This window comes from Kribbella sp. NPDC050470 (assembly GCF_044458365.1).
Lineage (GTDB): Bacteria > Actinomycetota > Actinomycetes > Propionibacteriales > Kribbellaceae > Kribbella.
Genome location: NZ_JBITHV010000012.1, coordinates 61,655 through 85,166 on the forward strand (window position 1 = coordinate 61,655; position 23,512 = coordinate 85,166).

Annotated in this window: 21 protein-coding genes; 10 read left to right on the forward strand and 11 right to left on the reverse strand. The window is 69.6% G+C overall.

Annotated features, from left to right (window positions below):
* Positions 1-909 (reverse strand): DUF4349 domain-containing protein, encoded by a 909-nt coding sequence (locus tag ACIBGM_RS33890; RefSeq protein WP_360523102.1) that lies wholly within the window; start codon positions 907-909, stop codon positions 1-3.
* Between the two features lie 101 nt (positions 910-1,010).
* Complete coding sequence (locus ACIBGM_RS33895) at positions 1,011-2,675, reverse strand: DEAD/DEAH box helicase (RefSeq protein ID WP_360523099.1); 1,665 nt, start codon at positions 2,673-2,675, stop codon at positions 1,011-1,013.
* Between the two features lie 317 nt (positions 2,676-2,992).
* On the opposite strand from ACIBGM_RS33895, the gene ACIBGM_RS33900 reads away from it, so the two are divergent.
* Entirely contained in the window at positions 2,993-3,673 is a 681-nt protein-coding gene (locus ACIBGM_RS33900) for a ferritin-like fold-containing protein (RefSeq protein ID WP_360523096.1), read from the forward strand.
* A 52-nt stretch (positions 3,674-3,725) separates the two neighbouring features.
* Here ACIBGM_RS33900 and ACIBGM_RS33905 read toward each other — a convergent pair whose 3' ends face one another.
* From ACIBGM_RS33905 to ligD, 5 genes are all read right to left on the reverse strand, one after another.
* Positions 3,726-4,001: a GlsB/YeaQ/YmgE family stress response membrane protein gene (locus ACIBGM_RS33905; protein WP_360523093.1), complete on the reverse strand. Its 276-nt coding sequence runs from the start codon at positions 3,999-4,001 to the stop codon at positions 3,726-3,728.
* Between the two features lie 144 nt (positions 4,002-4,145).
* Positions 4,146-4,373 carry a DUF3107 domain-containing protein gene (locus tag ACIBGM_RS33910; protein ID WP_132326680.1) on the reverse strand — a complete coding sequence of 76 codons (228 nt, stop codon included), beginning with the start codon at positions 4,371-4,373 and terminating at the stop codon, positions 4,146-4,148.
* A 120-nt stretch (positions 4,374-4,493) separates the two neighbouring features.
* Positions 4,494-5,123: a TetR/AcrR family transcriptional regulator gene (locus tag ACIBGM_RS33915; RefSeq protein ID WP_360523089.1), complete on the reverse strand. Its 630-nt coding sequence runs from the start codon at positions 5,121-5,123 to the stop codon at positions 4,494-4,496.
* Positions 5,124-5,277: 154 nt separating this feature from the next.
* Complete coding sequence (locus ACIBGM_RS33920) at positions 5,278-5,484, reverse strand: hypothetical protein (protein ID WP_360523086.1); 207 nt, start codon at positions 5,482-5,484, stop codon at positions 5,278-5,280.
* 41 nt (positions 5,485-5,525) lie between these two features.
* A complete protein-coding gene (gene ligD, locus ACIBGM_RS33925; protein ID WP_360523083.1) occupies positions 5,526-6,452 on the reverse strand; it encodes a non-homologous end-joining DNA ligase in 927 nt (308 codons plus the stop codon).
* A gap of 121 nt (positions 6,453-6,573) precedes the next feature.
* On the opposite strand from ligD, the gene ACIBGM_RS33930 reads away from it, so the two are divergent.
* The 3 genes from ACIBGM_RS33930 (at position 6,574) to moeZ (ending at position 11,780) form a co-directional block, all read left to right on the forward strand.
* Positions 6,574-7,491, forward strand: a complete 918-nt coding sequence (locus ACIBGM_RS33930) for an alpha/beta hydrolase (RefSeq protein WP_360523080.1) — start codon at positions 6,574-6,576, stop codon at positions 7,489-7,491.
* Positions 7,492-7,724: 233 nt separating this feature from the next.
* The gene (locus tag ACIBGM_RS33935) at positions 7,725-10,355 is read left to right on the forward strand and encodes a Calx-beta domain-containing protein (protein WP_360523077.1); all 2,631 of its coding nucleotides are present in this window, start codon (positions 7,725-7,727) and stop codon (positions 10,353-10,355) included.
* Positions 10,356-10,589: 234 nt separating this feature from the next.
* Positions 10,590-11,780: an adenylyltransferase/sulfurtransferase MoeZ gene (moeZ, locus tag ACIBGM_RS33940; protein WP_396387846.1), complete on the forward strand. Its 1,191-nt coding sequence runs from the start codon at positions 10,590-10,592 to the stop codon at positions 11,778-11,780.
* Here moeZ and ACIBGM_RS33945 read toward each other — a convergent pair.
* Together ACIBGM_RS33945 and ACIBGM_RS33950 are read right to left on the reverse strand one after the other, a co-directional pair.
* On the reverse strand, positions 11,777-12,556 hold the full coding sequence (locus ACIBGM_RS33945; RefSeq protein WP_396387847.1) for a maleylpyruvate isomerase family mycothiol-dependent enzyme: 780 nt from the start codon (positions 12,554-12,556) through the stop codon (positions 11,777-11,779). The two genes, moeZ and ACIBGM_RS33945, sit on opposite strands and share 4 nt — an antisense overlap.
* 2 nt (positions 12,557-12,558) lie before the next feature.
* On the reverse strand, positions 12,559-13,197 hold the full coding sequence (locus ACIBGM_RS33950; protein WP_360523068.1) for a TetR/AcrR family transcriptional regulator: 639 nt from the start codon (positions 13,195-13,197) through the stop codon (positions 12,559-12,561).
* An 84-nt stretch (positions 13,198-13,281) separates the two neighbouring features.
* Between ACIBGM_RS33950 and ACIBGM_RS33955 the strand changes: the two genes are divergently transcribed.
* Positions 13,282-13,548 carry a DUF2277 domain-containing protein gene (locus ACIBGM_RS33955; RefSeq protein WP_360523065.1) on the forward strand — a complete coding sequence of 89 codons (267 nt, stop codon included), beginning with the start codon at positions 13,282-13,284 and terminating at the stop codon, positions 13,546-13,548.
* Positions 13,549-13,569: 21 nt separating this feature from the next.
* Positions 13,570-13,926, forward strand: coding sequence for a hypothetical protein (locus tag ACIBGM_RS33960; RefSeq protein WP_396387848.1), 357 nt, complete (start codon positions 13,570-13,572; stop codon positions 13,924-13,926).
* Here ACIBGM_RS33960 and ACIBGM_RS33965 read toward each other — a convergent pair.
* On the reverse strand, positions 13,923-14,930 hold the full coding sequence (locus ACIBGM_RS33965; protein ID WP_396387849.1) for a hypothetical protein: 1,008 nt from the start codon (positions 14,928-14,930) through the stop codon (positions 13,923-13,925). The genes ACIBGM_RS33960 and ACIBGM_RS33965 overlap by 4 nt on opposite strands.
* A gap of 158 nt (positions 14,931-15,088) precedes the next feature.
* On the opposite strand from ACIBGM_RS33965, the gene ACIBGM_RS33970 reads away from it, so the two are divergent.
* The 4 genes from ACIBGM_RS33970 to ACIBGM_RS33985 all read left to right on the forward strand — a co-directional run bounded on the left by ACIBGM_RS33970 (position 15,089) and on the right by ACIBGM_RS33985 (position 22,910).
* Positions 15,089-15,928 (forward strand): TIGR03560 family F420-dependent LLM class oxidoreductase, encoded by an 840-nt coding sequence (locus ACIBGM_RS33970; RefSeq protein ID WP_360523056.1) that lies wholly within the window; start codon positions 15,089-15,091, stop codon positions 15,926-15,928.
* A gap of 30 nt (positions 15,929-15,958) precedes the next feature.
* Positions 15,959-16,255: an MGMT family protein gene (locus tag ACIBGM_RS33975; RefSeq protein WP_360523053.1), complete on the forward strand. Its 297-nt coding sequence runs from the start codon at positions 15,959-15,961 to the stop codon at positions 16,253-16,255.
* 308 nt (positions 16,256-16,563) lie between these two features.
* Positions 16,564-19,686, forward strand: coding sequence for an ATP-dependent helicase (locus ACIBGM_RS33980; RefSeq protein ID WP_396387850.1), 3,123 nt, complete (start codon positions 16,564-16,566; stop codon positions 19,684-19,686).
* Positions 19,686-22,910: a UvrD-helicase domain-containing protein gene (locus ACIBGM_RS33985; RefSeq protein WP_396387851.1), complete on the forward strand. Its 3,225-nt coding sequence runs from the start codon at positions 19,686-19,688 to the stop codon at positions 22,908-22,910. Before ACIBGM_RS33980 ends, ACIBGM_RS33985 begins: the two co-directional genes overlap by 1 nt.
* On the opposite strand, the gene ACIBGM_RS33990 is transcribed toward ACIBGM_RS33985, so the two are convergent.
* Positions 22,907-23,443: a Uma2 family endonuclease gene (locus ACIBGM_RS33990; RefSeq protein ID WP_396387852.1), complete on the reverse strand. Its 537-nt coding sequence runs from the start codon at positions 23,441-23,443 to the stop codon at positions 22,907-22,909. The two genes, ACIBGM_RS33985 and ACIBGM_RS33990, sit on opposite strands and share 4 nt — an antisense overlap.
* Positions 23,444-23,512 lie beyond the last annotated feature (69 nt).

Here is a 23,512-nt window from a genome sequence, read left to right on the forward strand (position 1 = left end):
CTACGGCCCGCTGACGGACGGCCCGCTGTCCGGCGCCGGCTGCCGCCGGACCCGGTTCCGGAACTTCCACAGCGGTACGGCGATCAGCGCGATCAGCACCAGGAACGGCAGAAGTGCGCCAAGTGCCGTCGCCAGGAAGGCGAACGCCGCGGCGAACGCGTCCCAACCGCCCTTCAGCCCGGCCACGAAGCCACGATCCGGGTCGGTCGGCACCGGCGGCTCGCCCTTGGCCGTCAGGGTGAGCGCGAGCGTGGCGAGCTCGGTCTGCAGGGCGAGGTTCTTCTGCTTGGCCAGCAGGGACTCGAGGTCGGCCTCGCGCCGGGTCAGCTCGGTCTCCACGGAGACGATCTCGCCGATCGTGTTGGCCTTGGTGAGCAGGGTGCGCATCCGCTCCAGGCTGGCGCGCTGGGAGGCGATCCGGCTCTCCACGTCGACCACCTGCTCGGTGACGTCGCTCGACTCCTGGTGGATCTGCATCCGCTTGCCGAGCTCGGACAGCCGCTGGATCGCGGTCTCGTACGACGCGGTCGGCACCTTCAGGACCAGGTTCGCCCGGGTGATCTTGCCGTCGTCGTCGCTGCCGGTGTCCTCGGAGGCGACCTGGCCCTTGAGCCCCGAGATCACCGTGATCGCCTGCTGCCGCTGGGCGTCGACGTCCTCGGCCTCGATCGTCAGCGACCCGGTCTTGATGATCGCCCGGGTCAGCGTCGGCTGAGCTGCCGCCTTGTCCTGCCCCTGTGGTGCAGTGCCTGACGCGTTGCCGTTGGCCGACTCGTTGGAGCCGGTGTCCTGCCGGTCAGCGGGTGCAGCAGTTCCGGCCTCGCTGTTGCCGCTCTCGCCGGAGCACCCTGCCAGCAGCACCATCCCCAGCAATGCCACCCCGGCCGCGGCAGTCTTGATCCGCCTCATCACCCATGCCCCTCTCTCGTGGTTACCGCTAGGACGGCCACCGAGGGGCAGGGTGTTGCAGGCTCAGATCACCGTTCAGCCACGGTCGGGCGACGGGCAGGTCACTCCGGAGCGGTGAAGGTCGGCAGGGTCGGGCTGGTCCCAGGGGCGGGCAGCTCAGCGGCGGGTGCCTCAGCAGCCGGCGCGTCGGCAGCGGGTGCCTCAGCAGTCGGTGCTTCGGTAGTCGGGGCCTCGGCCTTGGCGGCCGCGGTCTTGCGAGTGCGGCTCCGGGTGCGCTTGACCGGCTTCTCGGCCGGCTCGTCCGCAACCACCTCGGCGGCAGCCTCGGCCACGACCTCGTCGGCAACCTCAGACACGACCTCGTCGGCAACCTCGGCCGGCGCCTCCGCGGTCTTCCGGGTCCGGGTGCGCTTGCGGGGCTTGCGCTCGCGCGGCGCCTCGGCGGCCTCGGTCGACGACTCCTCGGTCGGCGGCACCTGGGTCTTGGCGGTGACGTCGGCCTCGGACTTCTCGTCGCCCTCGACCGGCTGCCCCGAGCGAGTGCGCTTCCGCGTCCGGGTGCGCTTGCGCGCCGCCGCCCGCTCGCCGCTCTCCTCGGTACGGCGCCGCGGCTTGTCCTCCCGCGGCTCGCGAGCCTCGCGAGCCTGTCGGATCCGGCCCTTGGCCTCGTGCGGGATGCCCAGGTCGTGGTAGAGCTCCGGCGACGTCGAGTAGATCTCCTGCGGCTCGTCGTACGGCAGGTCGAGCGCCTTGTTGATCGTCTTCCACCGGGTCACGTCCGGCCAGTCGACGAAGGTGATCGCGATCCCGCTCGCCCCGGCCCGGCCGGTCCGGCCGATCCGGTGGATGTAGGTCTTCTCGTCCTCGGGGCAGGTGTTGTTGATGACGTGGGTGACACCCTCGACGTCGATCCCGCGGGCGGCGACGTCGGTGCAGACCAGGACGTCGATCTTGTCGCCGCGGAACCGGGTCAGCGCCCGCTCCCGGGCCTGCTGGTTCAGGTCGCCGTGGATCGCGGCCGCCTTGAAGCCGCGGTCCTGCAGGTCGTCGGTCAGCCGGGACGCCTCGCGCTTGGTCTTGCAGAAGATCATCACCCGGCCGCGGTCCTCGGCCTGCAGGATCCGGGCCACCACCTCGGGCTTGTCCAGGTCGTGCGCGCGGTAGACGAACTGGGCCGTGGTCGGCACCATCTGGGTGTCCTCGTGCGACTCCGCCCGGATGTTCAGCGGGTGCCGCATGTGGGTGCGCGCCAGGCCGATCACGGCCGACGGCATCGTTGCCGAGAACAACATCGTCTGGCGCAGCTCGGGAGTCTTGCGCAGGATGCGTTCGACGTCGGGCAGGAAGCCGAGGTCGAGCATCTCGTCGGCCTCGTCCAGCACCAGCACCTTGATGTGGCTCAGGTCGAGCACACCGCGGTTCGCCAGGTCCAGCAGGCGGCCCGGGGTGCCGACGACCACGTCGACACCGGTCTTGAGCGCGTCCAGCTGTGGCTCGTACGCGACCCCGCCGTACACGGTCAGCACCCGGACGGTCCGGACGGTGGATGCGGTGGTCAGGTCCTTGGCGACCTGGATGGTCAGCTCGCGAGTCGGGGTGACGACCAGCGCCTGCGGCTTGCCGGGCGCGGCGAGTTCCTCGTAGTCGGCCTCACCGGGGGAGATGGTGCGCTGCAGCAGCGGGATGCCGAAGCCGAGCGTCTTACCGGTCCCGGTCCGGGCCTGGCCGATCAGGTCGGTGCCCATCAGGGCGACAGGGAGCGTCATTTCCTGGATCGGAAACGGCTCCACGATGTTGACGCGGTCGAGCGCGTCACAGATCTCGGGCAGCACCCCGAGCTCTCGGAAGGTGGTCAGGCTGATCGCCTCTCACATGCTTGTGCGGACAGTTGCATCAGTGGCCGGGCGCCTGGGGCTCTGCAGCCCCGTCGTGAGGCGCGGGGACACTGTGCAAGCACCTCGCACCAGCTTGCCCATCTGGGCGCGTCACCGGCGAATCGCCCACCAGTGTAACTGCTGAAGCTGTCAACGCCGCTTCGTGTGGTTTGCGCCACTCGTGGCGGTGGACAGATAAGGTGCCGGGCATGGAGCAGACGGCCTTTGATGATCCCGCCTACCGGGCCGCGGCGGTGGATCTGCTGGGAGTGCTCGCGTACGGCGAGCTGATCGCCTTCGAGCGGATGGCCGAGGACGCCAAGCTGGCGCCGACGCTGAACGACAAGGCGGAGCTCGCCGCGCTCGCGACGACCGAGTTCGGCCACTTCCAGCGGCTGCGGGACCGGCTGGTCGCGCTCGGGGTGGACCCGATGGAGGCGATGCGGCCGTTCGTCACCCCGCTGGACGCGTTCCACGACCACACCGCCCCATCGGACTGGCTCGAGGGCCTGGTCAAGGCGTACGTCGGAGACGGCCTCGCGAACGACTTCTACCGCGAGATCGCTTCGTTCGTGGACGCGGAGACCCGGTCCCTGGTGCTCGAGGTGTTCGCCGACTCCGGGCAGGCCGAGTTCGTGGTGGACCGGGTCCGGGCCGCGATCGAAGAGGACCCGAAGCTCGGTGGCCGGCTGGCGCTGTGGGGACGCCGCCTGGTCGGCGAGGCCCTCAGTCAGGCGCAGCGGATCGCCGCCGACCGCGACTCGCTGGCCGCGCTGCTGGCCGGCAGCGTCGACCGCCCAGGCCTGGACCTGGCCGCGATCGGCCGGATGTTCACCCGCCTCACCGAAGCCCACACCGCCCGAATGACCGCCCTCGGCCTCCAGGCCTGAGCACGGCAACGGCCGCCTGCCCTTGAAGGGCGGCGGCCGTTGGGAGAGTGCGTCAGGCGGCTGATGGTTTGCTGTTGCGGGCGGAGATGACCGCGATCACGATCGCGGCGCAGACGATCTGGATCAGGTACTGGATCCAGTCCGGGCCGCTGGTGTCCTTGACGCCGAGGAAGTAGGCGATCAGGCCACCCAGGAAGGCGCCGATGCCGCCGCCCAGGATGGTCCAGCCGAGGCTGATGTTCTGCTTGCCGGGGAGCACCAAGCGGGCCAGCGGCCCGAAGATGATGCCCGCGATGAGGCTGACGATGATCATCCAGACCCAGTACACGGTTCCTCCTTGAGGGATGGCTGACCTGCGCCCTGTCCGGTGCCCCGTGACCAAACCAGACCACCGCAACGCAGGTCTACCGCCATCGTGCCCATTGCACGGCACTCCGCAACCGGGACACGCGCGACTGTGTCCGGACCGGGATCAGATCGCGCCGAAGCCGACCTTGCGGATCGACACCTCACCGATCTCGACGTACGCGAGCCGGTCGGCGGGCACGATCACCCGGCGGCCCTTGTCGTCGGTCAGCTGCAACAGGCCGGACTTGCCGCTGAGCGCGTCGGCGACGGCCTGCTGCACCTCGTCCGGGCTCTGCTCGCTCTCCAGCACCAATTCACGATTGGCGTGCTGCACGCCGATCTTGACCTCCACGAAACCCTCCGGGCACGTTCCGACCGGCGGCTCTCGCCGGTGACTGTTCGAGCCTATCCGCTGCACGCCGCCAGCTCTCACCCGTCCGCCGAGAGCAGAACGGGTCCTGCGGCCGCGCGGTCAGCCTTCGGTGCGCGGGAAACCGCCGATACCGCGCCAGGCCAGGGACGCGACCAGGTTGGCGGCGTTGTCCTGGGTCAGCGACGGGGTGTCCGCGGCCAGCCAGTAACGGGCGCTCACCTGGGCCATGCCGACCAGGCTGACTGCCAGCACCATCGACTGCTCCCGGTTCAGGCCGGCGTCCGCGCTGATCACCTCGGACACCGCCTCGGCGCAGGTGTGGGTGACCCGGTCGACCCGCTCCCGCACGGCCGGCTCGTTGGTCAGGTCCGACTCGAACACCAGCCGGAAGGCGCCCTGCGCGTTCGCCACGTACTCGTAGAACGCGTGCATGGTGGCCGCGACCCGCTGCTTGTTGTCGTCGGTCGACTTCAGCGCGTCCCGGACCGAGGCGACGATCGCGTCGCAGGACGTGTCCAGCAGCGCCAGGTACAGCTCCAGCTTGCCGGGGAAGTGCTGGTAGAGCACCGGCTTGGAGACGCCGGCGCGGTCTGCGATGTCGTCCATCGCGGCGGCGTGGTAGCCGTTGGCGACGAAGACTTCCTGGGCGGCCTCGAGCAGCTGCGCACGGCGGGCCAGCCGCGGCAGGCGGCTACCGCGCTTCGGCGCGGTCTCGGGTGTCGTCGACACGTCGGCTCCTTCGGTGGTGCGGCACCGGCGGCTCGGGCTCGACCGCCGGGTCGTTCCCCGAATCCTACCCAGCAGTCCTTCCGGCCAGTAGCTTCCCCGCCGATGGGGGTTTCCATCGTGGTACTGCGCGTCCTTCCGGCGTACTGATCCACGCTCAGCGGTAGTCGTCCTCGTCCTCGTCGCCGATCTCCCGGCGCTGCTCGTCCACATCGGCCGGGTCGGCCTCGATCGGCGCCCCGGACTCCCCGGAGTGGTCGTCCACCACGGTCGAGCTCTGGCGTTGCTCCAGCACGTCGGCCTCGGGCGCGTCATCGGGGACGCTGTCGAAGCCGGGACCCTCGTAGTCGGTCTCGCTGGTCATGCGACTCAGTCTCCTCTCGGTGGAACGGCGGTCACGAACAGTTACTGCGGGAGGGGCTTCGGGTCGTCGTACATGCCGTCCAGGACGTCGCCGTACTCCTCGATCCGGGCCAGCACCTCGTGCGGGAGGAACCTGAGCTCCTCCGGGCTGGTCGCCGAGGCCACCTCGTCCCAGTCGATCGGCGTGGACACCCGCGGCTCGTCGGAGCCGCGCAGCGAGTACGGCGCCAGGGTGGTCTTGGCGCTGGCGTTCTGGCTCCAGTCGATGAACACCTTGCCGGGCCGGAGCGCCTTGGTCATGTTGGCGGTCACATTCTCCGGCAGTGCCTCGGCCAGCTGCTCCGCGAGCTGCTTGGCGAACGCGCTGGTCTGCTTCGACGGCGCCGGCTCGATCGGCACGTACAGATGCATGCCCTTATTGCCGGACGTCTTCGGCCATCCCTCCAGCCCGAAGTGGCTGAGCAGCTCCCGCAGGGCGAGCGCCACGTCGCAGCACTCGACGATCGTGGCTCCCGGCCCCGGGTCGAGGTCGAACACGATCAGGTCGGCCTGCGGATCCTTGCCGTGGTCCGACAGGCCGATCCGCCATTGCGGCACGTGCAGCTCGAGTGCCGCGAGGTTGGCCAGCCACACCACCGTCTGTACGTCGTCAGCCACCACGAACTCGGCCTCGTCGCGCCCGGTCGAGCTGCCGGGCGTCGGCAGTGTGACGGTCCGCACCCAGGCCGGCGTACCGCGGGGAGCGTTCTTCTCGAAGAAGTACGCCGCCTCCGTGCCGTCAGGCCACCGCTTACGGGTCAGTGGACGGTCGGACAGGTGTGGCAGCAGCAGCGTGGCGACCTGGTGGTAGTAGTCGATCACCTCGGCCTTGGTGAAGCCGGTCTGCGGGTACAGCACCTTTCCGAGGTTGGTGAGCTTCATCGTCTGCCCATCGACCTCGGTCGTCAGTTGCTGCGCTGCGGCTGCCATGCCTCCCAGTCTCCACCCGCAACCCGTCCTAACGTGTGCTTCTTCCTCGTGGGCTGGGGCGGTTGCTGGTACTGCGTCCTGCCTGGAGTGTCCCGGACCTAGGGGTCTTACCATGGGACTCGTGGAGAGTTACGCGTCAGTAACCGAAAGCGGCGTGCCGCTCGGCGCGCAGGAGTGGCCGGCCCGGCAGGTGCCGGTCGCAGGGGTGGATCTCCTGGTCCGAGAGGTCCCTGGGGTCGCGGCGGACCTCCCGCCCGCGCTCTTCGTGCACGGCCTCGGCGGATCATCGCTGAACTGGACCGAGCTCGGGCTGCGGCTCAGCGACTCCGTGCGCGGCATCGCACCGGACCTCCCCGGCTTCGGCCGTACGCCGCTTGCCGGGGCTGCTGGGATCCACGGGCAGGTCGAAGTTCTGATCGAGTTGATCGAGCGCGAGTGCGGCCAACCGGTGCACCTGTTCGGCAACTCGATGGGCGGAGCGTCGTCGGTGGCGCTGGCCGCGCGCCGGCCCGACCTGGTCGCGTCGCTCACCCTGATATCGCCCGCGCTGCCACATCCGCGGGTCTCCGCCAGTGCGCTGTGGTTCACCGCGGTCGCGACCCCGCGGCTCGGCCGGGTGGTGCTGGAGCGGACCCGGCGGCTGCCGTTCGACCGCCGGTTCCGGGCGTCGCTGGCGATGGTGTTCGGTGAGCCGCGGATGCTGCCGGCCGAGGTGCGGGCGGCGTACGAGGCCGAGTTGCGCCGCCGCGACGGCGACCCGTGGGGGATGCAGGCGATGGTCGAGGGCGCCCGGAGCATCCTGCGCTCGTCGGTCGCCCTGCCGCACCGGTCGCTTTGGGCCGTCGCGGCCCAGGTCGAGTGCCCGGTGCTGCTGGTGTACGGAGGCAAGGACCGCCTGGTCGACCCGCGGATCCGGACCAAGGCCCAGCGCAGCTTCCGGAACGCGCGGTCGCTCTACATCCCGCAGTCCGGGCACGTCGCCCAGATGGAGCACGCGCCTCAGGTCGAGCGCGCGTTCCGCCAGTTGATCGAGTCCTAGCTGTGGTCGTACTGAGACACGGTTGAGCGCCTGGTCGGATCAACTTTCCTCTCGCCCATGAAGTCGGACGAACATCGAGTTCGTCGAACGAGAGGACCACTGTGCGGGTAACGGGCAGACTCATCAGAAGCCTGTCGCTGGGGATGGTCGCACTACTGGGTGTGGGGGCGCTGCAGGCGCACGCCGCACCACAACTTCCGCCATCATCAGTTGCTACTGGCAACAATTGGGACGTGCAGCCGGTGGCCGGGGGTTACCGGCTCACCTTGCGCCTCGAAGCGCCGGCGCCGATGCGCGCGTCGCTGCCGCTGCTGGCCGTGAACGGCACACCGGTCGGTGTGGCGAGGCAGTCGCCGGACCAGCGGACGCTGACCCTGGTCACGACTGATCCGGCTGTGCTCAAGGCGCGCGACGTACGCCTGGTCTGGTCGGGTGACCTCGGCAAGAGCGCCGGCCGGAACCGCGGCCAGGTGGCTGGGCCGACCGACGCCGACTGGCTGAAAGCGAAGCAGGGGCCGCTGCTGAAGGACGATCCCGGTGCTTCGGGCAAGTATCAGGTCGACACGGCCGAGTACGACCTCGGCGACGAGGCCGTCTACCTGCCGGGAATCAAGCAGCGGGCCGAGATGCGCGGGAAGGTGTACTCGCCGCGTGGTGCGGTCGGGCCGCGGCCGCTGGTGGTCTTCCTGCACGGCAGGCACCAGTACTGCTACGGCGAGGACGTCGAACAGCCGGAGAAGCCGTGGCCGTGCCCGGCCGGCATGAAGGCGGTGCCGAGCTTCCGTGGGTACGACGGTCCGGCAGCGGCGCTCGCGAGCAACGGCTACCAGGTCGTGTCGATCAGCGCGAACGCCGTGAACGCGTACGACGGTGACGTCTACGACTCGGGTGCGCAGGCGCGGGCCGAGCTGATCCTGGATCACCTGGCGTTGTGGAAGAAGTGGTCGACGACCGGCGGTGGACCGTTCGGACGTCAGTTCGTCGGCAAGGTGAACCTGCAGAACGTCGGTCTGATGGGCCACTCGCGGGGTGGCGAGGGCGTCGCGCGGGCCGCCGTACTGAATGCTGATCGCGGTGGGCAGTACGGCATCCGCGCGGTGCTGCCGCTGGCGCCGACCGACTTCGCGCGGGCGACCGTGCCGGGTGTGGCGATGAGCGTGCTGCTGCCGTACTGCGACGGTGATGTCGCTGACCTGCAGGGGCAGAAGTTCTACGACGACACGCGCTACTCCGTCAGCGGCGACACCGCACCCCGGTCGACAGTGACCGTGCTCGGTGCGAACCACAACTTCTTCAACACCGAGTGGACTCCGGGGCAGTCCGAGGCGCCGTCGGGTGACGACTGGTTCGGCGAGGAGAAGGAGTCGCCGTGCGGCGCGAAGTACGCGGGTCGGCTGGCGGCCAAGGAGCAGCAGGCAGTCGGTACGGCGTACGTCGCGGGCTTCTTCCGGTTGCAGCTTGGGCACGAGAAGCAGTTCCTGCCGCAGTTCGACGGGTCTGACTCGCGGGCGGCGTCGGCGGGCCGGGCCGTCGTACGGGTGGTGTCGCAGGCACCGCTGGTGTCGCGGCGGGACGTGAACGCGCTCGACAAGGCGCTGCCGGCCGGCGCGGTCACTGGCAAGGCGTCGGCCGAGGTGTGTGCGGGGCTTAGCGAGCCGTCCGGTCGGGCTGCCGCGGCCGCGACGTGCATGACGACCGACGACTGGGCCAACGCGCCGCACTGGGTCGCTTCCTGGTACGCCGCACGCACACCCACCACTGCGGTCACCAAGCTGAAGTGGACGGGGAAGGACGGGGTCCTGCGACTCAACCTGCCCGCTTGGCAGCGTGACGTACGGCCCTTTGCCGCACTGTCGTTCCGTGCGGCTCCGGACCCGGTTGGTGCGCCTCGGACCGATCTGAGTGTGCGTGTGGTCGACGGGAAGGGCCGGGCGGCCGCCGTACCGGTCTCCAGTGTGAGTGATGCGCTGGTGCGGATGCCGGGGAGTGACGGCAGTGGGCTGCCGAAGAACCTGCTGCGGACCGTGCGGATCCCAGTGGGATCGCTGAGCGGTGTGAACCTGCGGGACGTCCGTGCGGTGGAGTTGCGGACGGATCGGGTGGCCAGCGGGTCGGCGTACGTGAGCGATGTCGCGTTCTCGTCGCCTGGGGTGGGGCTGTCGGCGCCGGCGCGGTTGCTGCCGCAGTTGTCCGCGTCGAGCGTGACGGTGAAGGAGGGCGACAAGGGCACGAAGTCGATGGACTTCTGGGTGACGATGTCGCGCCCGAGCATCCGCCCGGTGAGCGTGTACGTCGAGACCAACGGGGACCTGGGGACGGCCGTCGGGGATGTCGCGCGGCAGCTGGTGTTCAAGCCGGGGCAGGTGCGACAGAAGGTGAGCGTGCCGGTCGCCGGGAACACGCGGGACAGCTACGACCTGCCGTTCAGCCTGGTGCTGTCGGCGCCCCGGAACGGGTTGCTGAACCAGTCGTTCGGTCACGGGCTGGTGCTCGACGACGACGCCACGCCGACCCTGACGATCGGGAACGGGACGGCGTCGGAGAAGGCGGGCGCTGTGCGGTTCCCGGTCACGCTGTCCGCGCCCAGTGACAAGTACGTCAACGTCCTGGGCCAGCTGAAGGACGGCACGGCGGTGATCCGGAAGGACTACATCGGCGAGCACGACCACGGCGAGGACCCACCCGACCGCGGCGTCAACGGATATGTGGAGCCCGGTCGGACCACCGGTGAGCTCGTCGTCCGCCTGGTCGACGACAAGCTGAAAGAACCCGCCGAGACCTTCACCATCCAGGTCACCGCGGTCGAGGAAGCCGAAATCAGGCTCCCGCTCACGCTGAAGGGCGCCATCACCGACAACGACTGAGGTGGGGGCGGACCTGCAGGCCACACCAATCGAGCCCGCGAGCTGCTGCCGAGCGTGGCGCCGCTCACATCGGGCGCGTTGTGATGGCCTGCAGGTCCGCATCCCACCGTGAGACATCGGTCCCGCGATACGGACCCGGGCCGGGGTGCTTGGGGATGTGCGGGAACATGGAGGTGGGACGGATGGTTGAAAACCGGAGAGCCTGACTTACATCGTTCACGAGGAGCCGACAACGTGTCATTGCCACCGCTGGTCGAACCGGCTGACGAGCTGACCATCGACGAGGTTCGCCGGTACTCGCGGCACCTGATCATCCCCGAGGTGGGGATGGCCGGGCAGAAGCGGCTGAAGAACGCGAAGGTGCTGGTGATCGGTGCCGGCGGCCTGGGCAGCCCGGCGCTGCTCTACCTGGCCGCGGCCGGGGTCGGCACCCTCGGCATCGTCGAGTTCGACACCGTCGACGAGTCGAACCTGCAGCGCCAGATCATCCACGGCCAGTCCGACGTCGGGAAGTCCAAGGCGCAGTCGGCCAAGGAGTCGATTCTCGAGGCCAACCCGTACACGAACGTGGTCCTGCACGAGGAGCGCCTGGACAACGACAACGTGTTCGGGATCTTCGAGCAGTACGACCTGATCGTCGACGGCACCGACAACTTCGCCACCCGGTACCTGGTGAACGACGCCGCGGTGCTGCTCGGCAAGCCGTACGTCTGGGGCTCGATCTTCCGCTTCGACGGCCAGGTCAGCGTCTTCTGGGCCGAGCACGGCCCGTGCTACCGCTGCCTCTACCCCGAGCCGCCGCCACCGGGCATGGTCCCGTCCTGCGCCGAGGGCGGCGTGCTGGGCGTGCTGTGCGCGTCCGTCGGCGCCGCACAGGTGACCGAGGCGATCAAGCTGCTCACCGGCATCGGCGACCCGTCGCTGGGCCGGCTGAACATCTACGAGGCGCTCGACCTGAACTGGCGCGCCCTGAAGGTCCGCAAGGACCCGAACTGCGCGATCTGCGGTGAGAACCCGACCGTCACCGAGCTGATCGACTACGAGAGCTTCTGCGGCGCGCTGACCGAGGAGGCGGCCGACGCGGCCGTCGGCTCGACCATCTCCGTCAGGCAGCTGAGCGAGTGGATCAAGCTGAAGGACAACGGCGAGAAGGAGTTCGTGCTGATCGACGTCCGGGAGCAGAACGAGTACGAGATCAACCGGATCCCGGGCTCGGTGCTGATTCCGAAGGCGGAGTTCCTGACCGGCGTCGCGCTGGAGAAGCTGCCGCACGACAAGCAGCTGGTCTTCCACTGCAAGTCCGGCGTCCGCTCGGCCGAGGTCCTCGCCATCGCGAAGGGCGCCGGCTTCGCCGACGCCGTCCACGTCGGCGGCGGTGTGGTCGCGTGGGTCGACCAGATCGACCCGAGCCAGCCTGCCTACTAGAAAGGCATGCGGCAGCTTGCGACCGCCTCGGCGGCCAATGGGTCGCCGGTGACGACTGGGTTGTCGTCGCGGCCTGACAGCGTTCGCATGTAGCTCACCGCGTCCACGGCGGCGCGGCCGACCGGCTCGTCCCTCCCCAGCCGGTAGGTCCCGCCGCCCTGGCCGGTGAGCTCCAGCACGACACTCGGCCGCTCACCCCAGAACGGCAGCGTGTCCACGTCGTACACGACCTGTGCGATCACCTCGTCGGCGTACGGACCGGCGTCGAACGGCCGCCCGAGCGCCTGGCACATGTCGTCGCGGTGCATCCACAGGTCCCGCGCGAGCAGGATGTCCTGGATGTACCCGAGGGCCATCGGAAGGCCCTCGACGTTCATGCTGATCCGCCGGAACAGCTCCGGATTGCGCGAGATCTTCCGCGTCGCCTTCGCCCACACCTTGTCGAACAACGCCCGCAGTTCGGCCGGCGGCGTACCCCGGTGCTCGTCGGCCTGGACCATCATGTGCGCGTCGAACCGCGGCTTGTCCGGGTACACGCGCTTCGCCTTGCGGAACCGGCGCGGGAACGACCACGGCGTGTTCACGTCCTCCGCCTGGCCGATCAGGTGCCCGGCGATATCCGCGACGTCCCATTCGTCACACACCGTACGGCGGTGCCACTCGGACCCCTCGATCGACGCCAATAGCTCGTGCCACGCCTCGAGCTCGGCGTCCCGGTGCACTCGGCACCGTTCCCGGCCGGCTCGGCCGATCTCCCCCGCGAGTACTGCAGTCATGACTACCCCCTGGTCGGTGCATACCGCTGATAGAACATCTCGAGTACGACGGGCAGCAGCCGAATGAACCGCCCGTCCTCGAAGGACGCGTCCGGCTGGTTCGCGATCTGCTGCGAGAGCAAGCCGGCCAGCATCGAGGTGTAGAGCGCCACACCCTCCTCGCTCGCCACCTCGGGCCGGAGGCGGCCGGCGTCCACCATCAACTGCAGGTAGTCCCGCAGGTCCTGGATCGACTCCTGGGCCGGCGCGAACGCCTCCGGGCTCGGCTCGAAGCCGGGGATCGTCCGCCAGAACAGCAGCTGGGCGTACACCTGGTGGTCCAGGCACCAGCGGCAGAACGCAGTGGCGGTGACCAGTCCGACCTCGAGTGGCTCGTCGGTGTTCGCGGACGCGTAGGCGGCCCGGTAGGCGTCCCGCAGCTGCTCGTTGCCGCGTTGGAAGAGCGCGTCGTAGATCGCCATCTTGGACGGGAAGTACTGGTAGAGCGACGGCGGCTGCATGCCGAGCTGCCGGGCCACTGCGGACAGGCTGAGCGCCGCGACGCCCTCGGTCTCCATCAGCGTGATGGCGACCGCCAGGATCTCCTCGATGGTCTCCTGGCGGCGGCGGGTCCGGCGGTCCAGTCCGGAAGTAGTGCTCATGCACTGAGGAAAACCTAAAGGTATTAGGGAAGTCAATAGCCTGTAGGACATCGTTTGGTCCGCGTGGCCACGTACTGTCGTGACATGTGCAGAAACATCACCGTCCTGAGGGGACTCGAGCCGGCCGCGACCTCTGAGGAGATCTACGCGGCCGCGTTGCAGTACGTGCGCAAGGTGACCGGCGTCGGCTCGCTGAGCGGGGCCACCCGGGAGCCGATCGAGCGCGCTGCGACCGAGGTCGCGCGGATCACCGAGCAACTGCTGGCCGAGATGCCGCAGCGCCGGAACCCGCCGCAGACCGTGCCGCCGCTGCGCCGGCCCGAGGTGCGGGCCCGGCTCGGGCTCGACTGAGCCCGACCGGGGGGCGGGCTCATGGGGGAGGCGCCGCCGGCCGGTCGGCACCGGCAGGCGGTGGTGTTCGGGGTGCTGGTCGCCGGTGTGCTGCTGTCGACGATCAACACCAACGCGCAGGCCGAGCTGATCCGCCGGCGGCAGGACAGCTGCGACGGCACGATCCCGTTGCCGACGTCGGCGTACGTCCTGGGCTTCGCCGGCCTGGCCGCCGGCGCGGTCGCGCTCTTCCTGCTGCTGCGCTGGTTCCGGCACAACCGCCAGCTCATCGTGATCGTCCTGTTCGGCACCGCGACGGCCGCGCTGATCTTCGAGGCCATCGCCGTCGTCACCGCCTTCCAGGAAGGCCGCCCGGTCGTGCCGATGTGCGGCGGCTAGCCGGCCAGCTGTGGCAGGAACGCGGCCAGTGCGCTGATCAGCAACGGCGCGATGACGCTCAGAATGGTCAGCGGGTTGCGCAGGATCGAGATGTCCAGGTGCAGCAGGTGCTCGATCCGGTGCCGTTCCTCCATCCACTCCTCGGTCGGTCGGCCGTCCTCCGGCAACGGGCACGCGTGATCGAGGAGCTCCTCGGCGCGCGTCCGCCAGGCCAGCGCCATCGGTACGGCGATCACCGCGAGACCGAGCGCGAACATCCCGCCGTACAGCAGGACGTTGGACGGCGGGAACTCGCCGGCCCGGTCCGGATGTGCTGCCACGAACGCACCGCGCAACGCACCTGAGGTCGCGACCGCGGCGACCACGCCGACGGTGAACGCGCCGACGCACAGCACCAGCAGCTGCCACAACCGCAGGAGTCGTTCGACGGCCGGGCGGAGGTGCGCCGGGTCGCCGTTCGACTCGTCCATGAGGGTCCGGAACGCGTCACCGGACCGCCGGTAGCTGTCCTTGCCGAGGTCGTGGCACTCGGCGTGCGCGAGCCACACGATGGTCAGCCACGGAATGCTGGCGAGCAGGCCGGTCACCAGCACGATGCCCGTGCGCAGGTGCAATCCCTGAATGGGCAGGTCCGGGCTGACCTCCGGGAAGAGCAGCCGGTAGGCGGTCACCGCGGCAGCGCCGACGGCCGCGCTGATCAGATAGCGCCAGCTGCGCTCGCGGCTCGGGTACATGCCCCAGTTGGCCGGGTGCTGCAGGACGCGGATCGCCTGGATGGTCAGTACGACGAAGACGACCAGAGCCGCACCGGCGACGACGCGCCAGATCGTCCACGGCACGCTGGTCACGAATGTGGTGCTCGCACTGGTCCCGTCCGACCCGGCGATGCCGAGCAGCGCCGCGAACGCGAACAGCAGTCCGAACAGGATCATGCTGCGCGCGGGTGGCGGCAGTCGCACCCAGAAGGTGTCCTCGATCAGCTCACGCGGGAGGTACCTCGCCATGCCAACCCCTTTGCCCCAGACCTGTTCCAAGTCTTCCGGTCCGCGGCCCGCCGCGGTGGGCGAGCCCGGCGTGCCCTGCCTTTTCGGGCGGCTCGTGCGGGTTCGGTCGAAGGGGTAAGGTCGGTCGCGGCGGGCAAACGGTTACCTAGGAGGCGGTCATGCGGTTCGCGATCAAGACGAGGCCGGAGCACACCACCTGGCAGCAGATGCGGGACGTGTGGATCGCCGCGGACGACTTCGAGATCTTCGAGTCCGCGTGGCACTGGGACCACTTCTACCCGCTGAGCGGCGACATGGCCGGCCCGAACCTCGAGGCCTGGACCACGCTGGCCGCGCTCGCCCAGGCGACGCACCGGATCCGGATCGGGTGCCAGGTGAACGGCATGATCTACCGCCATCCCGCGGTCACGGCGAACATGGCCGCGACCACCGACATCATCTCCGGCGGCCGGCTCGAGCTCGGCCTTGGCGCCGGCTGGAACGAGATGGAGACCGCGGCGTACGGCATCGACCTGTACGGGCTGAAGGAGCGCTTCGACCGGTTCGACGAGGGCGTGCAGGCGATCATCGCGCTGCTCACCGAGAAGGTCGCGAACTTCGACGGCCAGTACATCAAGCTCACCGACGCGTACTGCGAGCCGAAGGGCGTGCAGACCCCGCACCCGCCGATCGCCATCGGTGGCAAGGGGCCGAAGCGGACGCTGCGCGCGGTCGCCCGCTGGGCCCAGCACTGGAACGTCATCGTGCCGAGCCCGGAGGAGTGGAAGCCGCTCAAGGACATCCTCGTCCAGCACTGCGCCGACGTCGGCCGCGACGTCAACGAGATCACCTGCTCGGTCAACGTCCGGATCGAGCCCGACCAGCCCCTCGACGCAGCGGTCGCGCAGGCGGCGGCGTACGGCGAAGCAGGTGTCGACCTGGTCGTGATGAACCTCCCGCTCGACGCGCCGCCGTCGGTCGTGGAGCCGCTCGCGAAGGCGCTGGCGCCACTGGCCTGAGCTGTCGGCGGTTGCCGCTAGGTTGGGGCCGTGGACAGGGAGGAGTACGTCGAGGCGGTGCTGCGTGCCGTGGAGTCGATCCCGCCGGGCAGCGTCGCGACGTACGGCGACATCGCCGAGTTCGTCGGTCAGGGCGGGCCGCGCCAGGTCGGCGCGATCATGCGCGAGTACGGCGGCAGCGTGCCGTGGTGGCGGGTGATTCGGGCCAGCGGTGTGCCGGCCGACGAGGTCGGTGACGAGCAACTGCACCGGCTGCGCTCGGACGGCGTCCGCGTCACGAACGGCCGGGTCAACCTGCGCCAGGTGCGCTGGGATCCCGGGGAATGACGGCACCGGGTGACGGCACCGGCGGTGCGCCGGCCCCGCCCCGGACCTCCGCACCGCCGATGCCCGACCGGCCGTTGAGGGTGCCGGTCTTACGCACCACTTGATGCCGCGAACGGACCGGAAGTTGTCCGCAGTCCGGCGAGGTTCGTCGTACGCGGTGTGTGCCCCCGCGGATTGTCGGTGGGCTCTGATGGGATGTGGCGGTGGTCAGCAGACAGGGGTCCCGGAATCCAACGCGGTACAGGTTGGTCCGGGCGGAGGGGCGCAGCGCGGATGCTCCTGTCCTGGATGCGGATCAGCAGGCGGTGGTGGATCATCCGGGCGGACCGTTGCTGGTGCTGGCCGGACCGGGGACCGGGAAGACGACGACGCTCGTCGAGGCAGTCGTCGACCGGGTGCGCAATCGCGGGCTGAGTCCGGACCAGGTGCTGGTGCTGACGTTCGGGCGCAAGGCGGCGACCGAGTTGCGCGACCGCATCACCGGCCGGCTCGGGCGGACCACGCGAGTGATGCCGTCGATGACATTCCATTCCTTCTGCTACGCGTTGCTGCGCCGGTTCACGCCGGCTGACGCGTTCGACGTACCACTGCGGCTCCCGTCCGGGCCGGAGCAGTCGCTGCGGTTGACCGAGGCGCTGTCGGGCAGTCGTGAGGTCGGCGCGGTGCACTGGCCGAGCAGCTTGCACCCGGCGTTGAAGACGCGCGGTTTCACCGACGAGGTGCAGGCGGTCATCGGCAAGGCGCGGCAGCTCGGGCTCGACCCCGAGGACCTGTCCGCGATCGGGCGGTCCGCCGAGCGCGCCGAGTGGGTCGCGGTCGGCGACTTCTTCGAGGAGTACCTGCAGATCCTCGACCACGAGCAGGTGCTCGACTACTCCGAGCTGATCCACCGCGCCGTGATCCTCGCGCAGCAACCGCAGGTGAAGGCCAAGCTGCGCAGCGAGTTCAAGGCCGTCTTCGTCGACGAGTACCAGGACACCGATCCCGGTCAGACCCAGCTGCTGCAGGCGATCGCGGGCGACGGCGGCGACCTGGTCGTGGTCGGCGACCCGGACCAGTCCATCTACACCTTCCGCGGCGCCGACGTCCGCGGTCTGCTCCGCTTCACCGACGAGTTCCGTACGGCGACCGGCGCGGAAGCCGACCAGATCGCGCTCGGCACGACCAGACGGTTCGGTACGACGCTGCAGCGCGTCTCCCGCAACGTCGTCAGCCGACTCGGTGTCCCGGGGACGCTGGACCGCGACACGTTCGAGCGCTTCCGGAACCCGGATGCGAGTGGATGTGTCTACGGCTCCGGCAAGGTCGAGGCCAACCTGTACTCGACCAGCGGGGCAGAGCTCGAGCACATCGCGGACCTGCTCCGGCGTGCCCATGTGCAGGACGGGGTCGGTTGGCACGAGATGGCGGTGCTGGTGCGGTCCGGCAGTCGGTCGATCCCGCCGTTGCGTCGCGCGCTCGCGGCGGCCGGGATCCCGGTCGACGTGGCCGGTGACGAGTTGCCGTTGTCGCGAGAGCCCGCCGTACGTCCGATGTTGCTGGCGTTGCGGGCCGTTGCGGATCCGTCGACGCTGACGGTGGACGTCGTACGGGCGCTGGCGTTGTCGCCGTTGGGGGCGATGGACGCGGGCCAGTTGCGGCGGTTGGCTCGGGTGCTTCGGCGGCGGGATCGCGAGGCCGCGGGCGGTCAGCGGTTGCCGCGGTCGTCGGACGAGCTGCTGCGGGAGGCGCTGCTGAATCCATTGCTGCTCGACGAGCAGTCGTCGCCGGCCGAGGCCCGGTTTGTGGCCCTCGGCGAACGGTTGCTCAAGGCAAGGAACATCGTAACCGCCGGCGCCGCGCCGGACGAGGTGATGTGGTCGCTGTGGTCGGAGTCGCCGTGGTTGCGGCGGCTTCGTGGGCAGGCGCACTCAGGTGGTGAGCAGGCTCGGACGGCCAACCGGGACCTGGACTCGTTGTGCGCGTTGTTCGACGCGGCCGGCCGGGCCGAGGAGCAGGTCGGGTTCAAGGGGGTGTCGGCGTTCCTCTCGGAGCTCGAGTCGCTGGACATCGCCGGGGACAACCGGTTCGACGGGACGTATCGCGAGGCCGGCGTGCAGCTGATGACTGCACACCGCTCGAAGGGGCTGCAGTGGCGGCTCGTCGTCGTGGCGAGTGTGCAGGAAGGGCAGTGGCCGGATCTGCGGCGGCGCGGGTCGCTGCTGGAGCCGGACCGGCTCGGGCCGGACGGCCTGGTGGATCCGTTGTCGGCGGGTGCGCTGCTCGCGGAGGAGCGGCGGCTGTTCTACGTCGCGATCACGCGGGCGCGGGAGCGGCTGATCGTGACCGCGGTGCAGGCGCCGGAGGCGGACGGGGATCAACCGTCGCGGTTGCTGGCCGAGCTGGACATTCCTTTGAAGCTGGTCGCGGGACGGCCGCGGCGACCGCTGTCGTTGCACGGTCTGGTCGCGGATCTGCGGTGCGTGCTGGCGGATCCGTCGTCGTCTCCTGCCCTGCGTCGTGTCGCGGCTGATCGGTTGGCGCAGTTGGCGGATGCGGTGGACGAGCGCGAGCAGCCCCTGGTGCCGACGGCGGATCCGACGCGCTGGTGGGGTGTGCGAGAGCGGACTCGATCCGAGCAGCCGATCGCCGACCCCGACCAGCCGGTGCCGTTGTCGGGGAGTGCGCTGACGACGATCGTGGACTGTCCGCTGCGCTGGTTCCTGCAGCGCCGGGCAGGCGGCGAGACACCCAGTACGTCGGCCATCGGCTTCGGCATGGTGTTGCACACGTTGGCGGACGCGGTCGCGACGGGGACGCTGCCGCCGGACTCGGACGAGTTGAACGGCTGGCTCGACAAGGTGTGGACGCAGCTCGAGTTCGAGTCGACGTGGATCTCGGACCGCGAGCGGGTCGAGGCCGAGGACGCGTTGCGGCGGTTCGTCGCGTGGCACAAGGGCCGGCCGGACCGGCGGCTGGTCGGGACCGAGGTCGACTTCGACGTCCTGCTGCCGGACACCGACAAGCCCGCCGTCCGGGTGAAGGGCCGGATGGACCGGATCGAGGAGGACTCCGAGGGCACGATCCGGGTGGTCGACCTGAAGACCGGGCGCTCGATCCCGACCAAGCCGGCGCTGGAGCGGCACGTGCAGCTGGCGATCTACCAGCGCGCGATCGCGTCTCGGCAGCTGCAGAAGCTCGGTGAGGATCCGGTCGCGGGCGGCGCGGAGCTGGTTCAGCTGCGCCACGACGACAGCGGGTTCCCGAAGGTCCAGCACCAAGGTCCGCTGGAGTCCGACGAGGACGGCCGCACCTGGCTCGACGAGGCCGTCGACGACGCCGCGGCGATGGTCCGCTCCGAGGAGTTCGTCGCCAAACGCAACGACGGCTGCAGCCGCTGCGACGCCCGCCCGCTCTGCCCCATCCAACCCGAAGGCCGAGAGATCCTCTGATGCGCGCTCACCTGAACACGACGGCTGAGTTGTGCGACCTGCTGGGGATTCCGTTCAGTGATCAGCAGTTGGCGGCGATCACGGCTCCGCTGGCACCCGGCGTCATCGTGGCCGGCGCCGGGTCCGGGAAGACGACCGCGATGGCGGCTCGGGTGGTGTGGCTGATCTGCACCGGGCAGGTGAAGCCGGAGGAAGTGCTCGGGCTGACGTTCACGAAGAAGGCTGCCAACGAGCTGGATGTGCGCATCCGCGACGACCTCACGAAGGCCGGCGTGCTCGGGTCGACGCTGCCGAAGGACCAGCACCCGATCCTCGCCGCGCACCTGCGCAGCAACGTGCCGAACTGGGAGCCGGAGGAGCCCGGTGAGCCGGTCGTGTCGACGTACCACGCGTTCGCCGGCACGTTGATCGCCGAGCACGGTCTGCGGCTCGGGCTCGAGCCGGACGCCCGCGTGCTGGCCGACGCGACCAGGTTCCAGCTTGCAGGTCGCGTCGTACGGCGCTCCGCCGGGCCGATCCGGCACGCGTCGCATCACGTGCCGACGCTGGTCAACAGCTTGCTCGCGCTGGACGGTGAGCTCGCGGATCACCTGCTGCGCGCGGACGACGTACGCGAGCACGACGAGGCAGTACGACGGGAAGTCGCGGCGGCGCGGAAGCAGACGATCGAGGTGCGCAAGCTCGGGGAGACCGCGTTGAAGCGCGGCGAGATCCTGCAACTGGTCGAGGAGTACCAGGCGTACAAGGCCGAGCGTGGAGTCGTGGACTTCGCGGACCAGATGGCGCTCGGTGCGCGGCTCGCGGAGGAGTGCCCGGAGGTCGCGGTCGCCGAGCGGTCGCGGTACAAGGTCGTGCTGCTCGACGAGTATCAGGACACCTCGGTGTCGCAGCGCCGGATGCTGACTGCGCTGTTCGCCGGGCCGGACGGTCGCGGTCATCCCGTGACGGCGGTCGGTGACCCGTGTCAGGCGATCTATGGGTGGCGCGGCGCGTCCGTTGCCAACCTGGACGAGTTCCCCGAACACTTCCCTCAGGCCGATGGCACTCCGGCTCAGCGCTATGTGTTGAGCGTCAACCGGCGGTGCGGCAGCCGGATCCTTGCCGCGGCCAACCAGCACGCGGCCGAGCTCTACGAACAGCACCCCGGGGTGATCCCGCTCGAAGCGCCCGAGAATGCGCCGGAAGGTGCGATCACGGTCGGCCTGTTCGAGACGCGCTCGCAGGAGATCGAGTGGGTCGCGGACGCGATCGTCGCCGCGCACCGGACGCCGAACCGCCGGTGGAAGGACATCGGCATCCTGATGCGCACGAACGTCGACCTCAGCGCGGTCCACGAAGCCCTGATCGCCCGCAAGGTCCCGGTCGAGGTCGTCGGCCTGGGCGGGCTCCTCGCGCTACCCGAGGTCGTCGACGTCGTCGCCACCCTGCAAGCGGTGAACGACCTGACAGCGAACGCCGCGATGCTGCGGATCCTCACCGGTCCGCGGTACCGGATCGGTCACCGCGACCTCGCCCTGCTCGCGAACCGGTCCCGCGCGCTCGCCGACTCCGGTGACCGACCGGACGCGGACGACCTCGTCGCCGCGCTGGATGCGGCGGTCGCCGGGATGGACTCGACCGAGGTGATCTCGCTCGCCGAAGCGGTCGACGATCCGGGGCCGCTGCCGTACGCGCCGGAGGCGCTGGTCCGGTTCAAGGAGCTGTCCACCGAGCTTCGCGAGCTGCGTGCGCACGCGGCGGAGCCGCTGCTCGACCTGGTGCGCCGGGTGATCAGCACGATCGGCCTGGACGTCGAGCTCACCGCGACACCCGACCACGTCGACTCCGGGCGCCGGGATCACCTGGCCGCGTTCATGGATGCCGTCGGCAACTTCGTGTCGACCGAGTCGGACGGGTCGCTGGACGGCCTGCTGGCGTACCTGGCGGCCGAGGAGGAGTACGCCGCCGGCCTCGATCTCGCCGTACCGAGTGAAGCCGACTCGGTGAAGTTGCTGACCACGCACCGGTCGAAGGGCCTGGAGTGGCCGATCGTGTTCGTGCCGACGCTGGTGCAGAAGGTGTTCCCGTCGGATCGCGGCCGGGACAAGTGGACGACGAACGCCAAGGTGCTGCCGTGGCCGCTGCGCGGTGACGCGGACACGTTGCCCGACTTCCACGACCTGTCCAACGCCGGGCTGAAGGCGTTCGCCGAAGAGTGCAAGGACGTGAACGCGCTGGAGGAACGCCGGCTCGGGTACGTCGCTTTCACGCGCGCCAAGGAGATCCTGGTCGCGACCGGTCACTGGTGGGGGCCGACGCAGAAGCGGCCGCGCGGGCCGTCGTCGTACCTCGAGCTGCTGAGGAAGCACGCGGGGGAGCGGGTCGTCGCGTGGGCCGAGCAGCCGGAGCTGACCGAGGAGAACCCGGAGCTCGCCGAGCAGACACAGGCGCCGTGGCCGGCGCAGTACGACGCCGAGGCTTATCAGCGCAGGTTGGACGGAGTGGCGCTGGTGCAGTTGGCGCGCTCGGAGGGTCCGTCGCTGGAGGCCGAGGAGTCGTTGCTGCTGGACGAGCAGGCGACGGTCGCGCGCTGGGACGCCGAGATCGAGCGGTTGTTGTCCGAGGCAAGGGTAAGCCGGAGCCGGAAGGCGTACGACGTGGAGCTGCCGACCGCGTTGTCGGCGACCCAGGTGATGCGGCTGGCGAAGGACCCGGACGGGCTCGCCTCCGAGCTGGCCCGGCCGATGCCGCGCAAACCCAACCGGGCGGCGCGGTTCGGCACCCGCTTCCACGCCTGGGTGGAGAGCTACTTCGGCCAGCAGCTGCTGCTCGATCCCGACGACCTGCCGGGCGCCGCGGACGAGGACATCGTCGACGACACCGACCTCACCGACCTGATGGACGCCTTCCGCACCGGCCCGTTCGGCGAGACCACGCCGTACGAGATCGAGGCCCCGTTCGCCCTCGCCATCGCCGGCCGCGTCGTCCGCGGCCGCATCGACGCCGTCTACCAGGTCGTCCGCCCCGACGGCTCCCGCGGCTACGAGGTCATCGACTGGAAAACCACCCGCACCGAAACCGCCGACCCCCTCCAACTAGCCATCTACCGAGTCGCCTGGTCCGAGCTCCACAACATCCCCGTCCACCAAGTAACCGCCGCCTTCTACTACGTCCGAACCGGCGACATAATCCGCCCCCCAAACCTCCCCGACAAACAAGCCTTGACCACCCTCCTGAACGGCTAGTCCACCAGGTCCGCGGGGACGATCCGCACCGGGAAGGGAAGCTCGGCGTCGAACGCGTCCTTGCCGGTGACCACGGCTCGCTCGTCATAGGCGCCATTGACCAGTTCGAGCACGGTGAGCTCTACCTTGGCCGGATCGAAGGTCCAGTACGAGGTCACGCCGGCCTCCTCGTAGAGGCTCCGCTTGAGGACGAGGTCCGTCGAGCGGGTGGCCGGCGAGAGGATCTCGACGGCAAGGAGCAGTGGCTTCTCGATCGCCTTCGGACCGACGTCCACCCGGCGGCAGACAAGCACGTCCGGCTGGAGGGAACGGCGAGATGTGGGCTGGAAGTCCAGTGGCGCAACGAACACCCGCTGGTCATCCGGGCAGCTTTGCCGGAGCAGGACCGTCAGCTCGACAACAGCAAGCTGATACATCGGCAGTGGTGCAGGTGTCACCAGCAACACTCCGTCAACCAGTTCGTACCGCTTCCCGTCGTCGGGAAGATCTTCGAGATCGGCCAAGGTGAACGTTCCCGGCTCATGTGTTTCCACGGACACAATGGTGCCTCCTTCTCGGTCACTCGACCAGCATGGTGGGTGTCCGTGGGTGGTCGGTGCCAA